At 68.9% G+C, this 17204-nt stretch carries 21 protein-coding genes; 6 read left to right on the plus strand and 15 right to left on the minus strand.

The features are described from left to right. Positions 1–53: 53 nt before the first annotated feature. The 4 genes from AB0B91_RS49350 to AB0B91_RS49365 form a co-directional block, all read right to left on the minus strand. A complete protein-coding gene (locus AB0B91_RS49350; protein ID WP_358336690.1) occupies positions 54–827 on the minus strand; it encodes a hypothetical protein in 774 nt (257 codons plus the stop codon). Beyond that, the gene (locus tag AB0B91_RS49355) at positions 824–1477 is read right to left on the minus strand and encodes a response regulator transcription factor (protein ID WP_358336693.1); all 654 of its coding nucleotides are present in this window, start codon (positions 1475–1477) and stop codon (positions 824–826) included. Before AB0B91_RS49355 ends, AB0B91_RS49350 begins: the two co-directional genes overlap by 4 nt. Then, the gene (locus AB0B91_RS49360) at positions 1468–2628 is read right to left on the minus strand and encodes a sensor histidine kinase (RefSeq protein WP_358336696.1); all 1161 of its coding nucleotides are present in this window, start codon (positions 2626–2628) and stop codon (positions 1468–1470) included. The genes AB0B91_RS49355 and AB0B91_RS49360 overlap by 10 nt, the downstream gene beginning before the upstream one ends. 79 nt (positions 2629–2707) lie before the next feature. Continuing rightward, entirely contained in the window at positions 2708–3676 is a 969-nt protein-coding gene (locus AB0B91_RS49365) for a hypothetical protein (protein WP_358336699.1), read from the minus strand. 99 nt (positions 3677–3775) lie between these two features. On the opposite strand from AB0B91_RS49365, the gene AB0B91_RS49370 reads away from it, so the two are divergent. Further along, complete coding sequence (locus tag AB0B91_RS49370) at positions 3776–4357, plus strand: hypothetical protein (protein ID WP_358336702.1); 582 nt, start codon at positions 3776–3778, stop codon at positions 4355–4357. Here AB0B91_RS49370 and AB0B91_RS49375 read toward each other — a convergent pair. After that, entirely contained in the window at positions 4354–5073 is a 720-nt protein-coding gene (locus tag AB0B91_RS49375) for a GntR family transcriptional regulator (protein WP_219533873.1), read from the minus strand. The genes AB0B91_RS49370 and AB0B91_RS49375 overlap by 4 nt on opposite strands. Beyond that, positions 5070–5339 carry a hypothetical protein gene (locus AB0B91_RS49380; RefSeq protein ID WP_358336708.1) on the minus strand — a complete coding sequence of 90 codons (270 nt, stop codon included), beginning with the start codon at positions 5337–5339 and terminating at the stop codon, positions 5070–5072. The genes AB0B91_RS49375 and AB0B91_RS49380 overlap by 4 nt, the downstream gene beginning before the upstream one ends. A 182-nt stretch (positions 5340–5521) precedes the next feature. Here AB0B91_RS49380 and AB0B91_RS49385 point away from each other — a divergent pair, with 182 nt between their 5' ends. Beyond that, on the plus strand, positions 5522–6994 hold the full coding sequence (locus AB0B91_RS49385; RefSeq protein ID WP_358336711.1) for a histidine kinase N-terminal domain-containing protein: 1473 nt from the start codon (positions 5522–5524) through the stop codon (positions 6992–6994). Positions 6995–7137: 143 nt separating this feature from the next. Here the strand turns inward: AB0B91_RS49385 and AB0B91_RS49390 are convergent, their stop codons facing one another. Both AB0B91_RS49390 and AB0B91_RS49395 read right to left on the minus strand, forming a co-directional pair. Continuing rightward, a complete protein-coding gene (locus AB0B91_RS49390) occupies positions 7138–7392 on the minus strand; it encodes a WhiB family transcriptional regulator (protein ID WP_214640152.1) in 255 nt (84 codons plus the stop codon). A gap of 277 nt (positions 7393–7669) precedes the next feature. Further along, positions 7670–8635 carry a diacylglycerol kinase family protein gene (locus AB0B91_RS49395; RefSeq protein WP_358336714.1) on the minus strand — a complete coding sequence of 322 codons (966 nt, stop codon included), beginning with the start codon at positions 8633–8635 and terminating at the stop codon, positions 7670–7672. Between the two features lie 90 nt (positions 8636–8725). On the opposite strand from AB0B91_RS49395, the gene AB0B91_RS49400 reads away from it, so the two are divergent. Continuing rightward, positions 8726–9118 (plus strand): hypothetical protein, encoded by a 393-nt coding sequence (locus AB0B91_RS49400; RefSeq protein ID WP_358336717.1) that lies wholly within the window; start codon positions 8726–8728, stop codon positions 9116–9118. On the opposite strand, the gene AB0B91_RS49405 is transcribed toward AB0B91_RS49400, so the two are convergent. From AB0B91_RS49405 to sodN, 3 genes are all read right to left on the minus strand, one after another. Continuing rightward, a complete protein-coding gene (locus AB0B91_RS49405) occupies positions 9115–9894 on the minus strand; it encodes an RNA polymerase sigma factor SigF (protein ID WP_214640149.1) in 780 nt (259 codons plus the stop codon). The two genes, AB0B91_RS49400 and AB0B91_RS49405, sit on opposite strands and share 4 nt — an antisense overlap. A 17-nt stretch (positions 9895–9911) precedes the next feature. Next, positions 9912–10337: an anti-sigma factor gene (locus tag AB0B91_RS49410; RefSeq protein ID WP_214640148.1), complete on the minus strand. Its 426-nt coding sequence runs from the start codon at positions 10335–10337 to the stop codon at positions 9912–9914. 126 nt (positions 10338–10463) lie between these two features. Further along, the gene (gene sodN / locus AB0B91_RS49415) at positions 10464–10865 is read right to left on the minus strand and encodes a superoxide dismutase, Ni (protein WP_219533868.1); all 402 of its coding nucleotides are present in this window, start codon (positions 10863–10865) and stop codon (positions 10464–10466) included. Between the two features lie 30 nt (positions 10866–10895). Here sodN and AB0B91_RS49420 point away from each other — a divergent pair, with 30 nt between their 5' ends. After that, complete coding sequence (locus tag AB0B91_RS49420; protein WP_358336721.1) at positions 10896–11252, plus strand: S24 family peptidase; 357 nt, start codon at positions 10896–10898, stop codon at positions 11250–11252. Here AB0B91_RS49420 and AB0B91_RS49425 read toward each other — a convergent pair. The 4 genes from AB0B91_RS49425 to AB0B91_RS49440 all read right to left on the minus strand — a co-directional run bounded on the left by AB0B91_RS49425 (position 11222) and on the right by AB0B91_RS49440 (position 14255). Then, on the minus strand, positions 11222–11665 hold the full coding sequence (locus AB0B91_RS49425) for a CGNR zinc finger domain-containing protein (protein ID WP_358336724.1): 444 nt from the start codon (positions 11663–11665) through the stop codon (positions 11222–11224). The two genes, AB0B91_RS49420 and AB0B91_RS49425, sit on opposite strands and share 31 nt — an antisense overlap. A gap of 147 nt (positions 11666–11812) precedes the next feature. Beyond that, a complete protein-coding gene (locus AB0B91_RS49430; protein WP_358336727.1) occupies positions 11813–12556 on the minus strand; it encodes an amino acid ABC transporter ATP-binding protein in 744 nt (247 codons plus the stop codon). Next, positions 12553–13431 (minus strand): amino acid ABC transporter permease, encoded by an 879-nt coding sequence (locus AB0B91_RS49435; protein WP_358336730.1) that lies wholly within the window; start codon positions 13429–13431, stop codon positions 12553–12555. The genes AB0B91_RS49430 and AB0B91_RS49435 overlap by 4 nt, the downstream gene beginning before the upstream one ends. Next, on the minus strand, positions 13386–14255 hold the full coding sequence (locus AB0B91_RS49440) for an ABC transporter substrate-binding protein (RefSeq protein WP_358336733.1): 870 nt from the start codon (positions 14253–14255) through the stop codon (positions 13386–13388). Before AB0B91_RS49440 ends, AB0B91_RS49435 begins: the two co-directional genes overlap by 46 nt. A 261-nt stretch (positions 14256–14516) precedes the next feature. On the opposite strand from AB0B91_RS49440, the gene AB0B91_RS49445 reads away from it, so the two are divergent. Together AB0B91_RS49445 and AB0B91_RS49450 are read left to right on the plus strand one after the other, a co-directional pair. Beyond that, positions 14517–15719 (plus strand): NADP-dependent malic enzyme, encoded by a 1203-nt coding sequence (locus tag AB0B91_RS49445; RefSeq protein ID WP_358336735.1) that lies wholly within the window; start codon positions 14517–14519, stop codon positions 15717–15719. A gap of 102 nt (positions 15720–15821) precedes the next feature. Continuing rightward, positions 15822–17168 carry a hypothetical protein gene (locus tag AB0B91_RS49450; protein WP_358336738.1) on the plus strand — a complete coding sequence of 449 codons (1347 nt, stop codon included), beginning with the start codon at positions 15822–15824 and terminating at the stop codon, positions 17166–17168. Positions 17169–17204 lie beyond the last annotated feature (36 nt).

Raw genomic sequence — 17204 nt, forward strand, 5'->3', positions numbered from 1 at the left:
CTACCAACGAGTCACCCGAGTAAACAGATGTCAACGCTCGGGTCCCCGGAGAGTCACTCGCAGCAGGGCATCACAAGAGCATTCTGCGACTGTATGGTGATCTTCCTTGGTGAGGTGGGGTCCTTCTTGACGTTGACGTCGGCCCGCTTGGCGCTCGCCGTCACGTCGTAGCCCAGGTCGGGGACCACCACGACGACATCCCCTCTGGTCCTGACGACCGCGCGGACCTTCGTCGGAGCGGCGTCGAAGGACAGGTCGACGCGACCCGCGCCGGTCTCCATGTCCGCCTCGCCGCCGGTGAGCCCGACTCCCGTGACATCGCCGGAACCACTCCTGGCCCAGACCGTGCCCGAGGTCCGGTAGGCCCGCAGCTCACCCGACTCGGAGGTCATCCGGATGTCGCCGAAGATGTCGTGGACATCGAGGCCGCCATTGGCCGACTCCGTCTCGATGTCGGTCTCCTCCGGCACGAACAGCGTGTAGTGAGCCTGACAGAGCGGCGCGTCCGGCTGGTCCATGCCAGGGCAGGAAACGTCGAGCCGCAGCGTCCGCTGCTCGTCCCAGTCCTCCTTGACGCCCGGCTTCTGCTTGGACCAGCGCAGCGACCGTTCGAGAAACAGCTCGCCGGCCTCGCCGGGATGGATGCTGACATTCACGTTTCCGCGCGCCACGATCACCTTCAACCGAGACAGCTTGAACGGGATGCTCCTGCTGGTGGTCTCTATCGGTGGACGGGCGTAGGCGAATGCGCCCCAGAGCACGCTGCTGGTGCCCAGCAGAGCCAACACGGTCACCATGGCGCCCGCGCTCAGCCACAAGGCCCTCATGACAGACTCCTGATCTTGAGAAACTGCAGGACGGCGAGGACCCGCCGGTGGTCGCCCTCGGCAGGGGACAGGTCGAGCTTGGCGAAGATGTTGCCGATGTGCTTGCCGACCGCCCCCTCACTGAGCACGAGCTCCTGGCCGATGCCCGCGTTGGAGCGGCCTTCCGCCATCAGCTTGAGCACCTCGCCCTCTCTGGGCGTCAGCCGGTCCAGCGGGTCGCTGTGGCCGCGCAGCAGCAACTGGGCGACGACCTCCGGGTCCAGCGCGGTGCCGCCCGCCGCCACCCTGCGCAGCGCGTCGATGAAGTCGGTCACGTCGGCCACCCTGTCCTTGAGCAGGTAACCGACGCCACCGCTCGCCGAGGCGAGCAGCCGGGCCGCGTAGCGCTCCTCCACGTACTGGGAGAGGACCAGCACGGACATGCCGGGGTGCTCGCGGCGCAGCACGAGGGCCGCCCGCAGGCCCTCATCCGTGTGGGTGGGCGGCATACGCACGTCCGTGACCACCAGGTCGGGCAGGTGCTCCTCGGCGGCGCGCAGCAGGCTCTCAGCGTCGTCCACGGCCGCCACCACCCGCATGCCGGCCGCGTCGAGCAGCCGGACGAGCCCCTCGCGCAGGAGTACGGAGTCTTCCGCCAGCACTACTCGCACGGCAGGTCCACCTCGATCGTGGTCGGCCCGCCGAGCGGGCTGGACAGGCGGAGCGTCCCGTCGACCGAGTCGATCCGCTGGACCAGGCCGCGCAGCCCGGTGCCGCCGTCGAGCGTGGCGCCGCCGCAGCCGTCGTCGAAGATGAGCAGGGACAGCCGGTCGCGCTCGCGCACCACGCTCACCTGGGCTCTGGTGGCCGCCGCGTGCTTGGCGATGTTGGTGAGTGCCTCGGACACGATGAAGAACGCCACCGCCTCGATGGTAGGAGAAGTGCGTAGGCCGATGTCGACGCGGAGCCGCACCGGGATGGGGGTGCGCGCGGCGATGCCGGAGAGCGCCGCGTCGAGCCCTTGGTCGTTGAGCACGGCCGGGTGCAGGCCGCGGACGAAGTCGCGCAGCTCCTTGAGCGCCTGTTTGGACTCCTCGTGCGCCCGCTCGATCGCCTCGCGGGCGGGCTCGGGCAGGTCGGTCAGCGTGGCGCGGGCCAGCCCGAGGTTCATGGCCAGGGAGACCAGCCGCTGCTGGGCGCCGTCATGCAGGTCTCGCTCGATGCGCCGCCGTTCGGCGTCGGCCGCGTCGATCACCCCGGCACGGCTCTCGGTCAGCGTCTCGATCCGCTGTCCCAGCTCGTGGCGGCTGGGGCCGAGCAGCGTGCGCGCCACCGACAGATCGAGGTGCGCCATCGCCCGTGCCAGGGCCGGGGCCACCAGCAGCAGCACGAACCCGACGGCCATGTAGGCGGAGACCACGCCCGGATTGCGCAGGTTGAAGCGGAACACCAGCGGCGGGTCCTGCAGCATCGGCTGCAGGAACGCCGTCAGCCCCACCACGGCCGCCCCCCACGCGAACGCGACCAGGACGGCCCCGGCCAGCCCCACCAGCGGTGAGAGCACGTGGTAGCCGATCTGCCGCCAGGTGATGTGGCTGCGGTAGCTGATCGGTGAGCGCACCGGCGGGATGCGCACCCCGAGGAACGCCTCGAACCGGGAGCGCTGCACCCGGGTGAAGTGCGGCAGGCCGCGGCGCATCAGGGGCGGCGCCGCGGCGCACGCGATGGTCAGCCCGGCGAGGACCATGCCGACGGGCAGCCCGATCACGACGTGCGCCGTGTCGAGCCAGGCGCGTGCCGACCACGGGCGGGGGACTTTCATGCGACCAACCGTATTGACCTACGGGGATGCGCGACATGGGCTTGGTGTGCGCCTGTGGGGTGGGGCTAACCCCACCCCCTCACAGCGGCGGGACGGACCAGCCCTTCTCGCTGAACAACGGGGCGTGCTCGGCGTTGATGAACAGCCGGTCCTCGGGGTTGGGGATACGGAAGTAGCTCTGCGGATGCAGCAACTCCCTGGCGTTGTCCGACAGGTCGAGCACGTAGCGGTCAGGCGCCCGGCGCTGGGCCAGGAAGCGCAGCTCGAACGGCAGCACGGCGAGCGGGTTCGCGTGGTCCCAGAGGCCCAGCCCCGCCTCGCGGGCCCGTCGTACGGCCTGCCTGGCCCGGCCCAGCGCGCCTGCTTCGGCGACCGTCCTGGCGCTGCCCGGGGACGGCACGGCGTCGGCCAGGCGGCCCTCCTGGCGTACGAAGGGGTCGACGTTGGGCCAGATGAAGTACGGGATCACATGCCCGGCCGCGAGCAGCCGCTCGTTGTAGGGGTCGGGACGGGGCTTCTCGCGCTGGTCGCGGTTGACGTAGCAGAGGAGCCTGCCGTACCTGTCGAGGATCTCGTGCGCGAAGGCCAGCCTGATCTTGAACGTCTCGTCGGTGAGGGCCTGCTCGGTGATGTCGAGCTGGATCATGGTCTTGAGCGCCTGGGTGGCCGGGGCCGCGTGGGCGGCGTGGTTGGGCGCGGCCGCCGGGCCCAGCCTGGCCAGCAGGTTGTTGTGCAGGGCCGTGCGGAGCGTGAGCTCCTGGTAGCCCTTCTCGAACGGGTCGGTGAGGAAGGTCGTCCAGGCGGGCTTGTCGATGGAGACGAAGCCCTTGGGGAAGTCGGGGAAGTTCGGGTTGCGCGGTAACTCGAAGCTGACCTCGGGAGCGTCGACACCGAGCAGGCGCACGCCGAAGTTGCCGTCGGCCGCGATGTTGATCGTGTCGCCGTCATGCACGATCTTGTCCACCGGCTGGGCCGTGCCCTTGGAGCGGGCGAGGAGAGCGTGGCCGACCGTGATGCCGGGAACGGGTTGTTCGATCGCCTTTGCCATGCCGCCATAATCACCCCGCTATGGCAAGAAGTCCCGTAATAGCCGAACGATTCGCTATTAATGGACATCTCATGGGATGAGACATGACATGGAGGCCAGATGTTACACATGGGGATGGCTGTGGCCGCCGCCGCGGTGATGTCGATGGGAGCGGGCTCCCTGCCCGCCGGGACGCTCTTCCTGGAGACCCACCCACCGGCCAAGAAATGGGAGACCTACACGATCACCGAGTCGAAAGGACTCCCGCTGCGGCTGAACCCGTGCGAGCGCCGCACGGCCTCGACCGCCGATCGCCTGGCGACCCGGGCTGTCCACTACCGATCGGAAGACACGGTCAAGTACGAGCAGCTCGTCGTCTACAAGAGCGTCTCCGCCGCCCGCGAGGCGATGCGAGGATTGCGCGCGGACCTGTCCCGCTGCGCGAACTTCGGCAAGGGCCCCGATCGCCACCACTACTACAGCAAGCCACTCAAGGTGGGCGACGACGCTCTGCGGGCCGGCGGCCGGTTCTTCGAGAACGGCGAACAAGCGGTCGTCGTACGCAACGGCGCGACCGTCTATGTCGTAGGCGGATCGGCCTGGCCCACGAAGAGCCTGCCGCTCAAGCGCTTCAAGGGTCTCATCTCCCAGGCGGAGCGGATGACGGACAAGGTCTGCGACCTGCCGAAGGCCGCCTGCTAGGGGCGGCGCAGGCGGGTGACGAACTTGTACCGGTCGCCGCGGTAGAGCGACTGCGCCCACTCGACCGGGTTCCCGTCGGCGTCGAAGGCGTGCCGGGTCAGGAGCAGCATCGGCAGGCCCACGTCCACGCCCAGGGCCTTGGCGTCGTACGGGGTGGCCAGGACGGTCTCGATGATCTCCTCGGCGTCGGTGAGCCGTACGTTGTAGGCGTTGTGCAGCGTCTCGTACAGCGACGCGTGCACCTCCAGCTCGCGCCGCAGCCGGGGGAAGCGGCGGGCCGACAGGTGGGTGGTGTCTATCGAGACCGGCTCTCCGTTGGCCAGGCGCAGGCGGTGGATCCGCAGGACGCGCCCGCCGGGGTTGATGGCCAGCCGCCGGGCGAGCGGCTCGTCGGCGGTGATGTAGCCGATCTCCAGGATCTTGGTGTCGGGCTCCAGGCCGGCCGTGCGCAGATCGCCGATGTACGACGTGAGCTGCAGCACCTGCGCCACCTTCGGCTGGGCGACGAACGTGCCCTTGCCCTGGATGCGCAGCAGCCGCCCCTCGACGACCAGCTCGGTCAGCGCCTGACGGACCGTGGTGCGCGAGGTCTCGAAGCGTACGGCCAGCGCCCGCTCGGGGGGCAGCGCCGTACCGGCGGACAGGCTCTTGGTGAGCTCGAGCAGGCTCCGCTTCACGTCGTAGTACTTCGGTACGCGAGGGCCGTCGTCCGTCACGCTCTCACCTTCACTTCTGCCACGGCGGTGAGGGCGTGTCTGATCACCGCGAGATCATCGGAACTCAGAATGGCCCGAGCGGTCAACCACCGGCACGACACGGGCACGGGCTCGCTCGTCGTCAGACCGGGCTTGCCCGCCGTGATACATGCCGGTTCGGGCAGCTCAGGTTGATTGTGAAGGATATACACAGGGGCAGGCGTGGCCGCAACCGAGGCCGCGCCGAAGAGGATCAACGTGTCGATCACCTCCGCAGCGCTCAGCACGGTCCCGCCTCGCGGGACGGTGTGACGGTTATCACCATGTGAGATTCCCGAAAATCGACGGTTGACCGCACGATGACACGCCCGTGTTCACCGGCGTTCGAGGCCCGATGGGTGAGCCGGCGGGCGGCGCGGGCCGGGACGCCGGTTTGGTTGTTCCGCGGGAAAGCACGCATGATGCACTCGTGCCGACTCTCAGCGACCTCGTCGTCCGCCACACCGCTCTCGACGCGGCGGACCTCGACTGGCTGCACTCGCTGGTCTCCGACTGGCAGTTGCTGGCCGACCTGTCGTTCGCCGACCTCATCCTGTGGGCGCCGCTCCAGGGCGAGGGCGGCGGCTGGATCGCGATCGCGCAGATGCGCCCGACCACCGGACCCACCGTCTACCACGACGACATCGTCGGCACCGTCGCGGCCAAGGGCGAGCGCTACCTGATCGACACGGCGTGGAACGAACGGCGCATCTGCCGCGAGGGCGACCCCGACTGGTCGACGGGCGTGCCCGTCCGCGAGGAGACCATCCCCGTACGCCGGGCGGTCCCGGTCGGCGAGGCCCGCTTCCTCGCGGTGATCCAGCGCTCCACGAACCTGTCCTCGGCACGCACCCCCTCGCGCCTGGAGCTCACCTACCTGCAGAGCGCCTCCGACCTGGCTCAGATGGTGGCGGAGGGGCGCTTCCCGTTCTCCGGCGAGGAGCCGATCCTGGTCCGTTCCCCGCGGGTCGGTGACGGCCTGCTGCGGCTCGACCGGGCGGGCCGCGTCACGTACGCGTCGCCGAACGCCCTGTCGGCCTACCGGCGGCTCGGCCTGCACGCGGATCTGGTCGGAGCCGAGCTGGGCCGGGTGACCGCCACGCTCTGCTACTCCGACGAGCCCATCAACGAGGACCTGATGATCGTGGCCAGCGGGCGGGCGGCCAAGGAGACCGAGGTCGAGTCCGGCGGGACGATCGTGCAGCTCCGGGCGATCCCGCTGATCGTCGGCGGCGGCCGCATCGGGGCGCTGGTGCTCATCCGCGACGTCACCGAGCTGCGCCGCCGCGAACGCGAGCTGATGACCAAGGACGCGACGATCCGCGAGATCCACCACCGGGTCAAGAACAACCTGCAGACGGTGGCGGCCCTGCTCCGGCTCCAGGCGCGGCGCCTGCGCGTGCCCGAAGGGCGGGAGGCGCTGGAGGAGGCGGTTCGGCGGGTCGGCTCGATCGCGATCGTGCACGAGACGCTCTCTCACGCGCCGGAGGAGTTCGTCGACTTCGACGACATCGCCGACCGCGTGATCGCGATGGCGGGCGAGGTGTCGGCGGCGGAGGCGGAGGTCACCCCACGGCGGATAGGCAGTTTCGGAACCCTCCCGTCGCTCATCGCCACCCCTCTGGCGATGGCCCTCACCGAGCTCCTGCAGAACGCCTTGCAACACGGCCGCCCCAAACACCTGCAAGTGGTCGTGGAACCGACTCCGGACAGGCTGCGCGTGACCGTCTGGGATGACGGCCAGGGCCTGCCCGACAGCTTCGACCTGGACAACTCCACGAGCCTGGGCCTGCAGATCGTCCGCACACTCGTGGTGGGCGAACTCTCGGGCAAGCTCGCGATCGCCCCTCGTCTGGAGGGCGGCACAGAAGTGACGCTCTCCATCCCGCTTCCGGCCGCCTGACGGCGTGCCCTTGTCACGGGGCGCGCGTGTCGGCGGCCCGTCACGTGCGGGTTCCGCGGGCATATTCCGGCAGGCCCCAGCCGCCCAAGGCGTGTGGGTCCGCCCATGCCCGCCGTACGAGATCGGGTCGTCAGGCGGTTTCGTCAGGCGGAGGCGCGAGCGCGGGCACGGGCGCTGCGGCGCTTCAGGGCCCTGCGCTCGTCCTCGCTCAGGCCACCCCAGACGCCGGCGTCCTGGCCGGACTCCAGAGCCCACTTCAGGCACAGGTCGACCGCCGAACACGAGCGGCACACCTGCTTGGCCTCGTCGATCTGCGAGAGTGCCGGACCGGTGTTGCCGATCGGGAAGAACAGCTCGGGGTCGACGTCACGGCAGGCAGCTCTGTGGCGCCAGTCCATGCGTTCACTCCTTAGTAGATGGAACCTCAGGTTGGCTCCGTGCGGCTACTACTTTGTGAAGAGTTTCACTAACTCGCGCGAGCAATGACCCGGATCCTGGAGGGGACCGGGATTGCTCACCGTACGCCGGAGCGGACCGGTAAGGCTTGTTAAAGGTCCTACGTTCCGACGTCAAAGTTGAGCCTGTCAGCCACGGAGAGTGCACGCAAGGGGGTTGGTGGGAAGTTTTGGCTGGGATGGATGTCGGATGCGTCACACAATGACCGAATGTAACCAGCTAGACCAGAACTTGTAATGCGTTCGGGATAGATCGGAATGTTACCGATTCCCGTTCTCCCAGGTAGTCGCCGTCCAGTTGGAAGGCCACTGGGCGGGCCGCCGTGAGCGTGAACTCGGGCTCGTCGTGCAGCTGAACGAGGTGCCGGCCCGACGGAAGGCTGTCACGCTCCGTGAGGATCTGCCGGATGACGGGGAGCATCGAGATCAGGCCCATCCGCTGGAGCCCCAGCAGGTCGAGCCCGGTTTCGAAGCCGGCCCAGGGCGTGGGGCTGACCGGCCGGTTGCCGACGTAGGTCCATGGCGAGGTGTTGGAGATGATCGCCATGTAGACGCCCTTGGCGGCGGGGATGCCGGGGCCCGTCAGCGTCATCGCCGGGTGGTGCTTGTCGGTGGCGAGATAGTGGCGCAACGCGGTGTTCACATAACGCGTCGGCGTCGCCTTCCTGCCCGAGCCGCGGAGCCCTTCGACCGCCCGGACGACTTCGGCGTCGTACCCCATCCCCGAGCAGAAGGTGAAATATCGGCTCTCGCCCTCCCACAGGGCCTGCCCCAACCCCACGGTCCTGCGGCGGCCGTCGCGCAGCGCCTCCAGCACCGCGCCCGTGGCCTCGACCGGGTCGTTCGGCAGGCCCAGGGCGCGGGCGAACACGTTCGCGCTGCCCCCCGGGATGACGAGCAGCGCGGGCCGTCCGGAGCTGGGATCGTCCAGGTGCGCGGCGTCGTCGCCGTTGACGGCGTTGAGCAGGCCGTTCACCGCCTCGTTGATCGTCCCGTCGCCGCCGAGCACCGCCACCACGTCGTAGCCCTTGGCGCGGGCGGTGCCGGCCAGCGTCGCCGCGTGCCCCCGGTATCGGGTCTGCTCCACGGTCAGCTCGACGGTGGCGCCGAGCGCGCGGATCAGCACGTCGCGCCGGCGGGCATTCGTGGTCGTGGCCTTGGGGTTGACCAGGAGCATCGCGCGCATGTCGTTCAGCGTAGCCGGTGTCCGATATCTGGCTTATCGGCCATTAGTCGGAATCTGGGGGCGGCAAGGGGCACCGATAGGGTTTGGGGCGTGAACCGACCTTGGACGCTTCTCGTCGCCGCGCTCGTCGTCGCCCTGGAGGGCCTGGTGGCGCTCGGCCTCGGCCTCTATGTCGGCGTGGAGACGCTGACCGGCGCCGCGGAGGACGTCACCAGCGCGCTGGCCGAGGCGGCGTTCGGGATGCTGATCGGCGCCGGACTGCTCTGGGTGGCCTGGGGCGGCCTGTTCAAGATGGAGCGATGGGGGAGATCGCCCAGCGTGCTGGCCCAGATCTTCGTGCTCCCTGTCGCGGTCACGCTCATCCAGTCGGACGAGCCGCTCCTTGGGATCCCGTTGATCCTGGTGGCCGTCACCGGCCTCGGCACGTTGCTCGCGCCCCCCACCACCCACGCACTGTATGGCGAGGACTCTCAGAAGGATTAGTCGTCCGCCGTCAGGCCCTCGCGTAGTTGGGCCAGCGTGCGGGCCAGCAGCCGGGACACGTGCATCTGCGAGATGCCCAGCTCGGTGGCGATCTGCGACTGGGTCATGTTGCCGAAGAACCGCAGCAGCAGGATGCGCTTCTCGCGGGGCGGCAGCCGTTCGAGCAGCGGCTTGAGCGACTCGCGGTATTCGACACCCTCGAGCGACTCGTCCACGATGCCCAGCGAGTCGGACACGGCGGGCGCGTCGTCGTCGCCGGAGTCGGGCGCGTCGAGGGACACGGTGGAGTAGGCGTTGGCCGACTCCAGGCCCTCGAGCACCTCCTCCTCGGTCATCTTCAAGTAGGCGGCCAGCTCCGCGACGGTCGGTGCCCGGCCCTCGCGCTGCGACAGCTCGCTGATCGCCTTGGTCAGCGACAGCTTGAGCTCCTGCAGGCGGCGCGGCACGCGCACCGCCCAGCCCTTGTCACGGAAGTGGCGCTTGATCTCGCCGACGATCGTGGGCGTGGCGTAGGTGGAGAACTCCACGCCGCGGTTGAGGTCGAAGCGGTCGATCGACTTGATCAGGCCGATGGTGGCGACCTGAGTGAGGTCGTCGAGCCACTCGCCGCGGTTGCGGAAGCGGCGGGCCAGGTATTCGACCAGAGGAAGGTGAAGCTCGACCAGCTCGTCCCTGATGCGCTGCCTACGCGGCTCATCGGGACCCAGCTCGGCCAGCTCGGCGAAGAGGATGCGGGCACGCACCCTGTCGGGGACGGCGTGGTCGCTGGTGGCCATGGCTCCAGTCCTTTCCGTCACGCCGGCCTCGCCGTGCCTCGGCGCTTACGCAGGACGATCGCCATGCGATCGGGAGAGTCGATCACCGCTTCCACATCGTCTGCCAGGGCGGTCAGTACCATCCAGGCGAAGTCGTCCCTCTTGGGCGCGGAGCTGCCGACCGTCGCCACTTCGACTCTGACCTGCATCTCCTGCCCGGTCAGCTCGAATTCGGCGGTCAAGTCGGTCCCGGGCACGGCCTCGCTCAGCAGCATCGCGCACGCTTCGTCGACCGCGATCCGCAGATCCTCGATCTCGTCCAGCGTGAAGTCGAGCCGTGCGGCCAGCCCGGCGGTGGCCGTACGCAGCACAGACAGGTAGGCACTCGCGGCGGGGAGCCTGATGCTCACCACGTCACGGATGCCGGCCACGCCCTCAGCCCGCGTCTCGGTTTCCTCGGTCACGTTCCTCCTCGCGTTATGACGCTGACTGCAACTTACCGCCCCTGGGAGGTGGTTGGCGGATTCAGACTCGCCATCGACGGAAAAGGCTCTGCGCGGAAGGTCGCCGCACAGAGCCTTTGTGCCGATTTAGGCGGCCTTGGTCTCCCAGAAGATCTTCGAGATCTCGTCAATCTTGCCGAGCAGGTCCTCGGCCTTGGCCACCTCGACCGTGCCCTTGCCGCCCGCCGCGCCGGCCAGCTTCGTGGCCTCCCAGAAGAGCTGGTGGAGCTGCGGGTACTGCTCCAGGTGCGGGGGCTTGAAGTAGTCGGTCCAGAGCACCCAGAGGTGGTGCTTCACGAGCTCGGCCCGCTCCTCCTTGATGGAGAGCGCGCGGGCGCGGAAGATCGGGTCCTCGTTGGCCGCGTACTTCTCCATGATGGCCTTGACCGACTCCGCCTCGATCCGGGCCTGCGCGGGGTCGTACACCCCACAGGGCAGGTCGCAGTGTGCGGAAGCGACATGCTTGGGTCGTAGCAGTCGTGCGAGCATCAGAAAGTCCTTCCTTGATGCTGAATCAGCTTGGTCCACCTACCGACCTTACTCGGGTCCAAACACCCGTGGAGGAGAGGGTCACAGCCCATGAGAGTGCGTGTCGAGGGGGATTCGATGCGTCCCGCTCTGGTCGATGGCGACTGGCTTCTCGTACGCCGAGGCGCCGCGGTCCATCCCGGAGACCTCGTCGTGGCGCGGCTCCCCGGCGAGCCCGATCGGCTGATCGTCAAGCGGGCCCAATGGCATGGCGATGACGGCTGGTGGCTGGAGAGCGACAACCAGCGGGCCAGTGGGCGCCGCGACAGCTGGGACTTCGGCCCGGTGAACGACATCGTGGGCCGGGTGGTGCTGCGCTACTGGCCGCTTCTGCGGCGAGCGCGGTAGGCGGCCACGTTGGCCCTGCTGGCGCACCGGGCGGAGCAGTAGCGGCGCGAGTGGTTGGAGGAGGTGTCGAGGAAGGCCCGCAGGCAGTGCGGCTCCTGGCACCGGCCGAGCCGGTCGGCGCCCAGCTCGGCGACGACCGCGGCCAGGCCCATCGCGGCACCGGCGGCGGCGTCATCGGTGCCGTCGGCGCTCACAGCCAGGTGGAGGTGCCAGCGCTGCCCGTCGTGGCCTGAGAGCTGCGGGCGCACCGGATGGCGGACGAGCAGCGCGTTCAGGCGCGCCACGACGGCTTCCTCGCCACCGGTCCCGTCGAAGACGGCCGCCAGTTCGTCGCGCAGCCCTGTGAGCTCGGGTGGCGGGTGCGGATCGTTGACCAACCGGACCGCCCACTCGGCGTAAGAGGTGAGGTCCATGCCGGAGTATTACACGAGCGGCGGGGCGCCCGGAGACCGGACACCCCGCCGTGCTCGGCGCTAACGCGCCGGGCGACCCGCCCGCGTCGGACGGCCTTGGACGCCTTGAACGCCTTTTGAACGCACGCGTCGGCCGCCTCGTGGCGGTCAGCCCTCTGGGTGCAGGACGCGCCTGAGGAAGGAGCGGGTGCGTTCATGCTGCGGGTCGCCGACCACCTGGGCGGGTGTCCCGTCCTCGACGATCACCCCGCCGTCCATGAACACCACACGGTCGGCCACCTCGCGGGCGAAGCCCATCTCGTGGGTGACCACCAGCATGGTCATGCCCTCCTCCGCCAGCTTGCGCATGACGGCGAGCACGTCGCCGACCAGCTCGGGGTCGAGCGCCGAGGTGGGCTCGTCGAAGAGCATCAGGGCCGGGTTCATGGCCAGGGCCCTGGCGATGGCCACCCGCTGCTGCTGACCGCCGGAGAGCTTGCCGGGATATTCGTGGCACTTGTCGGCGACGCCGACCTTGTCCAGGTTCTCCCTGGCGACGATCTCGGCCTCGGCCTTGCTCCGGTTCAGCACCCGCTGCTGGGCGATCATCACGTTCTGCAGCGCGGTCAGGTGCGGGAAGAGGTTGAACTGCTGGAACACCATGCCGACCTGCCGCCGGGTGGCGTCGATGTCGGCGTCGGGATGGGTCAGCTCGCGGCCGTTGACGAACACCTTGCCCTTGGTGGGCGTCTCCAGCAGGTTCACGCAGCGCAGCAGCGTCGACTTGCCCGACCCCGACGGGCCGATGACGCAGACCACCTGGCCGGGTTCGACGGTGAAGTCGATGCCCTTGAGCACCTCGTTGGTGCCGAAGTGCTTGTGCAGGTCCCTGATCTCTACGGCGTGGGTCACCGTTTCCTCCCCTGACGCGCTTCGAGGCGGCGTACGACGAACCCGAGCGGGATCGTGATCAGCAGGTAGGTGGCCCCCGCCACGATCAGCGGCGTGCTGTTGGCCTGGTCGATCGTGGTGTCGGAGCCGAACTTGGTCAGCTCGGTGGTCGCCGCGGTCACGCCCAGCGTGAAGACCAGCGAGGAGTCCTTGAACAGCAGGATCAGCTCGTTGGTGAGCGGCGGGATCACGATCCTGATGGCCTGCGGCAGGATGATCGAGAGCATCGCCCGGCCCGGCTTCATGCCGAGCGACCTGGCCGCCTCCATCTGCCCCTTGGGCACCGCCTGGATGCCCGCGCGGAACGACTCGGCCATGTAGGCGGCGGCCACCAGGCCCAGCGCGAGCGCCACCGTGCCGTAGACGTCGCCGGGGAGCTTGAACCCGGGGAACGCGATCGGCAGGCCGAACCCGAGCAGCAGGAAGATGATCAGTGCGGGCAGGCCGCGGAAGATCTCGATGTAGACGAGGGCGACCACCCGGTACGGCGTTACGGAGGACAACCGCATCAGCGCCAGCACGAGACCGAGCACGAAGCCGATCACATAGCCGGCCACGGTGAAGATCAGCGTGTTCTTCAGCGCGACCGTGAACAGCGTGGGGAACATCCCCGCCGCGACTTTTCCGTTCAGGAAGTTCTCGAAGATCTTCGGCCAGTCCGCGAGCAGGATCACCGCGAGGAGGACGAGGGCGAAGACGGCGTACTGGATGGCGAGGCTGATCCGGCGGCGCTGGCGGGGGCTGAGCCCGCTGCGGGCGGGCTCAGCGGTGGTCGGCGTGGTCGTCATGATCAGGAGGTGGGCGTCGGGGTCGTGACGGGCGCCGCGCCCATCCACTGCTGGTACTCCTTGGACCAGGTGCCGTCCTTGATGGCCTCGGACAGCGAGTCGTTGATGACCTTGAGCAGCGCGGTGTTGCCCTTCTTGACGGCGAAGCCGTACTGCGCGTGGGTCGGCACCTGGCCGGACAGCTCATAGGCCGAGGAGACGTTCGGCTTCTTCATCCAGTCGACGACGACCGGAAGGTCCTGGATGACCATGTCGACCTGGCCGGACTGCAGCGCGAGCAGCAGCTTGCCGGAGTCCTTGAACTCCTTGGCCTCGATGCCCGCGTTCTTGGCCAGCGTGAGGCTGGTCGTACCGGCCTGCACGCCGACGCTCAGGTTCTTGGCCTTGGCGGCCTCGAGCGTGGGCACGCCCGCGCCCTTCTTGGTCACCAGGCCGAGCACCTCGTCGAAGTAGGGACTGGAGAAGTCGAGATGCTGCTTGCGGTCTTCGGTGATCGTCATACCGGCCGCGGCGACGTCGCACTTGCCGGCGCTGAGCGCGGCACCACCCTTGATCGAGTCGAAGTCGATGTCCACGATGTCCTGCGTGACGCCCAGCTTCTTGGCGACCAGGTCGATCATGTCCACGTCGAACCCGACGACCTTGCCGCTGGCGTCCTTGGCCTGGAACGGCGGGTACGGCAGGTTGGTGCAGGTGGTCAGCTTGCCGGGGGAGACCAGCGTGACTCCGCCCGCCGCCGTGGCGGGTGCGGAGGACGAGGCACCGGTGGTGCCCGTCTCAGTGGAGCTGCCGCAGGCGGACAGTGCCAAAGCGGCGGTCAGAGCGAGCGCGCCGGTGGTGTAACCACGGCGCGTTCTGGGCCAGAGGGCCATTGGCGGGCCTCCTCAAGTGATATGTAAGGAAAGTTGTTTTTTGTGTAGTTTAAGTGGGTTTTTGCGGCAGACCGTCATCCGACAATTAACAATGCGTCAACAGAACGGAGTCAGTCCCGAGACGGACCTGATCTCAGCATGTGGCACTATGGAGCCACGGGTGACCCCCGTAACCCCTCGCACGAGACGATCGAAGAGGGGATCCTGGCGGCTACCGAAGCCAGGCCTCTCGCGCCGTCTGCCGAAGGTCTCATCCGTCCGATGACTACTGGGGTCGCTGTGACTACCACACCCACTTCCCTCGAATCCCTCGATCTCGATCCCGCCTTCGCATTGCACCGCGGCGGCAAACTCGAGGTCCGATCCACCATTCCGGTCCGTAACGCCGACGACCTTTCCCTTGCCTACACCCCCGGGGTCGCCCGCGTCTGCACCGCGATCGCCGACACGCCGTCACTGGTCAATGACTACACCTGGGTGTCCAACGTGGTCGCCGTCGTCTCCGACGGCACGGCCGTGCTCGGCCTCGGTGACATCGGCCCGGCCGCGGCCATGCCCGTGATGGAGGGCAAGGCGCTGCTGTTCAAGGAGTTCGGGGGCGTCGACGCGGTCCCGATCTGCCTCGACTGCACCGACGTCGACGCTCTGGTCGAGACCGTCGTGCGGCTGGCGCCCTCGTTCGGCGGCATCAATCTGGAGGACATCAGCGCGCCCCGCTGCTTCGAGGTCGAAGACCGGCTGCGGGACCTGCTCGACATTCCCGTCTTCCACGACGACCAGCACGGCACCGCCATCGTGGCCCTCGCCGCGCTGACCAACGCGGCCCGGCTGACCGGCCGCTCCCTGGGCGACCTGCGTGCCGTGGTGGCCGGCGCCGGCGCCTCCGGGGTCGCGGTCACCAGGATCCTCCTGGAGGCCGGCATCGGTGACATCGCGGTCGCGGACTCCAAGGGCATGCTCTACAGCGGCAGGGAAGGGCTCAACCCGGTCAAGGAGGCCCTTGCCCGCGACACCAACAAGGCGGGTCACAAGGGCTCGACCGAGGAGGCCCTGGCGGGCGCCGACGTCTTCCTCGGCCTGTCCGGCTCGACCGTGCCGGAGGCGGCCATCGCCTCGATGGCCGCGGACTCGATCGTGTTCGCCCTGTCCAACCCCACCCCCGAAGTGCATCCCGAGGTGGCCGCGAAGCACGCCAGGGTGGTCGCGACCGGCCGCTCCGACTTCCCCAACCAGATCAACAACGTGCTGGCCTTCCCCGGCGTCTTCCGCGGCGCGCTCGACGTCCGGGCCACCACGATCACCGAGAACATGAAGGTGGCCGCGGCCACCGCGCTCGCCGGCGTGGTGGGCGACGACGTCACCGCCGAGTACATCATCCCCAGCCCGTTCGACAAGCGCGTGGCGCCCGCGGTGACCGCCGCCGTGGCCGCCCAGGCCCGCGCCGACGGGGTCGCCCGCCTGTAGTCCCTCGGCCCCCTTGGGAAATCGCCAATCTTTCTTTACTCTCCGTGCTATAAAGAGGGCTCTCTGTAAGGAAGCGGGCTTCCGGTTGCCGCGAGGAGAGCGATGGAACGCGAGCCCAATCGACTGCTACAGCAGCTGATCGCGGAGGCGGGCTTCTCCCACAAGGGGCTGGCCAGGTGCCTCAACGACCTGGGCGCCGCGCGCGGCGCCCCCGGCCTGAAGTACGACCACAGCTCCGTGCTGCGCTGGATAGGCGGTCAGCGGCCTCGGGACCCTGTGCCGTGCCTCCTTACCGAGATTTTCGCGCTACGGCTCGGCAGACCCTTCTCCCCGGTGGAGGTGGGCATGCCGGCCATCGTCTCGCCCCTTGATCTCGGGCAGGAGTTCACGCACACGTGGAAGGAAGGGGTCGCGACCGTGACGGCGCTGTGGCGGGCCGATATGGAGAGACGGCGATTCCTGATCGATTCGACTTTCGCGATAGGCGCGGGCTCGGTAGGGGCCGTCCGCTGGCTGACGTCCCCGCCGGAGGAACACCCCGGCGGCGCCGGCTCGCGCCGGGTCGGCCGGGCCGACATCACCGCGATCCACGAGGTCACCCGCTCCTTCGGTGAGCTCGACAACCGGTTCGGCAGCGGACGCGTCCGCGCGTCCGTCATCAAGTACCTCGACACCGCGGTCTCGCCGCTGCTCAAAGAGGGCACGTACGGGGAGGCCACCGGCAGGCAGCTGGCCGCGGCCGCCGCGGAGCTGACCCGCCTGGCCGGGTGGATGGCCTACGACCTGGAGCAGCACGGCCTGGCCCAGCGTTACCTGATCCAGGCGCTGCGCCTGGCCAGAGGGGCCGACGACCACGCGCTGGGCGGCGAGATACTGGCCGGCATGGCGCACCAGGCCATCTACATGGGCCAGCACGCCCACGCGCTCGACCTGGCCAGGGCCGCCCAGCTCTCGGCCCGCCGAGCGGGCGTCCACACCCTCCTGTGCTCGAGCCTGGTACAGGAGGCGCACGCCCACGCGGGCCTCGGCGACGCCCGCTCCTGCGGCAACGCGCTGCACGCCGCCGAGGTCGCCTTCGACTCGCGGGCGCCCGGCGACGAGCCCTCCTGGCTGAGCTACTTCGACGAGGCGTATCTGTCGGCCAAGTTCGCCCACTGCTTCCGCGACCTGGGAGAGGGGGAGCGGGTCGTCCGGCAGGCGCGGCGCTCGCTCGACATGGACGGTCGCTTCGTGCGGGGGCGGATGTTCAACCTGTCGCTCCTGGCGGCCGGGCTGCTGCAGTGCGGTGAGCTCGAGGAGGCGTGCGAGGTGGCGGGGACCGCGCTCAAGCTGGCCGGTGAGCTCCAGTCGGCCCGCTCCCGCTCGTACGCGGCCGATCTGCGCAGGAGGCTGGAGCCGTACAAGAGCGAGCCTGCGGTGCGGGCGCTGCGCGAGCTGTCGGCGGTCTAGGTCTTACAGAACGAGCCCGTCTCCGGATCGATCCGG

This window comes from Nonomuraea sp. NPDC049141 (assembly GCF_040648415.1).
Classification (GTDB): domain Bacteria; phylum Actinomycetota; class Actinomycetes; order Streptosporangiales; family Streptosporangiaceae; genus Nonomuraea.

Bases quoted from the DNA above. Each gene is read 5' to 3' on its own strand.
- AB0B91_RS49405 (WP_214640149.1), bottom strand. From the start codon at position 9,894: ATGGCCACCAGCGACCACGCCGTCCCCGACAGGGTGCGTGCCCGCATC.
- sodN (WP_219533868.1), bottom strand. From the start codon at position 10,865: ATGCTCGCACGACTGCTACGACCCAAGCATGTCGCTTCCGCACACTGC.
- AB0B91_RS49445 (WP_358336735.1), top strand. From the start codon at position 14,517: ATGACTACTGGGGTCGCTGTGACTACCACACCCACTTCCCTCGAATCC.
- AB0B91_RS49450 (WP_358336738.1), top strand. From the start codon at position 15,822: ATGGAACGCGAGCCCAATCGACTGCTACAGCAGCTGATCGCGGAGGCG.
- AB0B91_RS49395 (WP_358336714.1), bottom strand. From the start codon at position 8,635: ATGCGCGCGATGCTCCTGGTCAACCCCAAGGCCACGACCACGAATGCC.
- AB0B91_RS49370 (WP_358336702.1), top strand. From the start codon at position 3,776: ATGTTACACATGGGGATGGCTGTGGCCGCCGCCGCGGTGATGTCGATG.
- AB0B91_RS49440 (WP_358336733.1), bottom strand. From the start codon at position 14,255: ATGGCCCTCTGGCCCAGAACGCGCCGTGGTTACACCACCGGCGCGCTC.
- AB0B91_RS49365 (WP_358336699.1), bottom strand. From the start codon at position 3,676: ATGGCAAAGGCGATCGAACAACCCGTTCCCGGCATCACGGTCGGCCAC.
- AB0B91_RS49350 (WP_358336690.1), bottom strand. From the start codon at position 827: ATGAGGGCCTTGTGGCTGAGCGCGGGCGCCATGGTGACCGTGTTGGCT.
- AB0B91_RS49390 (WP_214640152.1), bottom strand. From the start codon at position 7,392: ATGGACTGGCGCCACAGAGCTGCCTGCCGTGACGTCGACCCCGAGCTG.
- AB0B91_RS49360 (WP_358336696.1), bottom strand. From the start codon at position 2,628: ATGAAAGTCCCCCGCCCGTGGTCGGCACGCGCCTGGCTCGACACGGCG.
- AB0B91_RS49425 (WP_358336724.1), bottom strand. From the start codon at position 11,665: ATGGACCTCACCTCTTACGCCGAGTGGGCGGTCCGGTTGGTCAACGAT.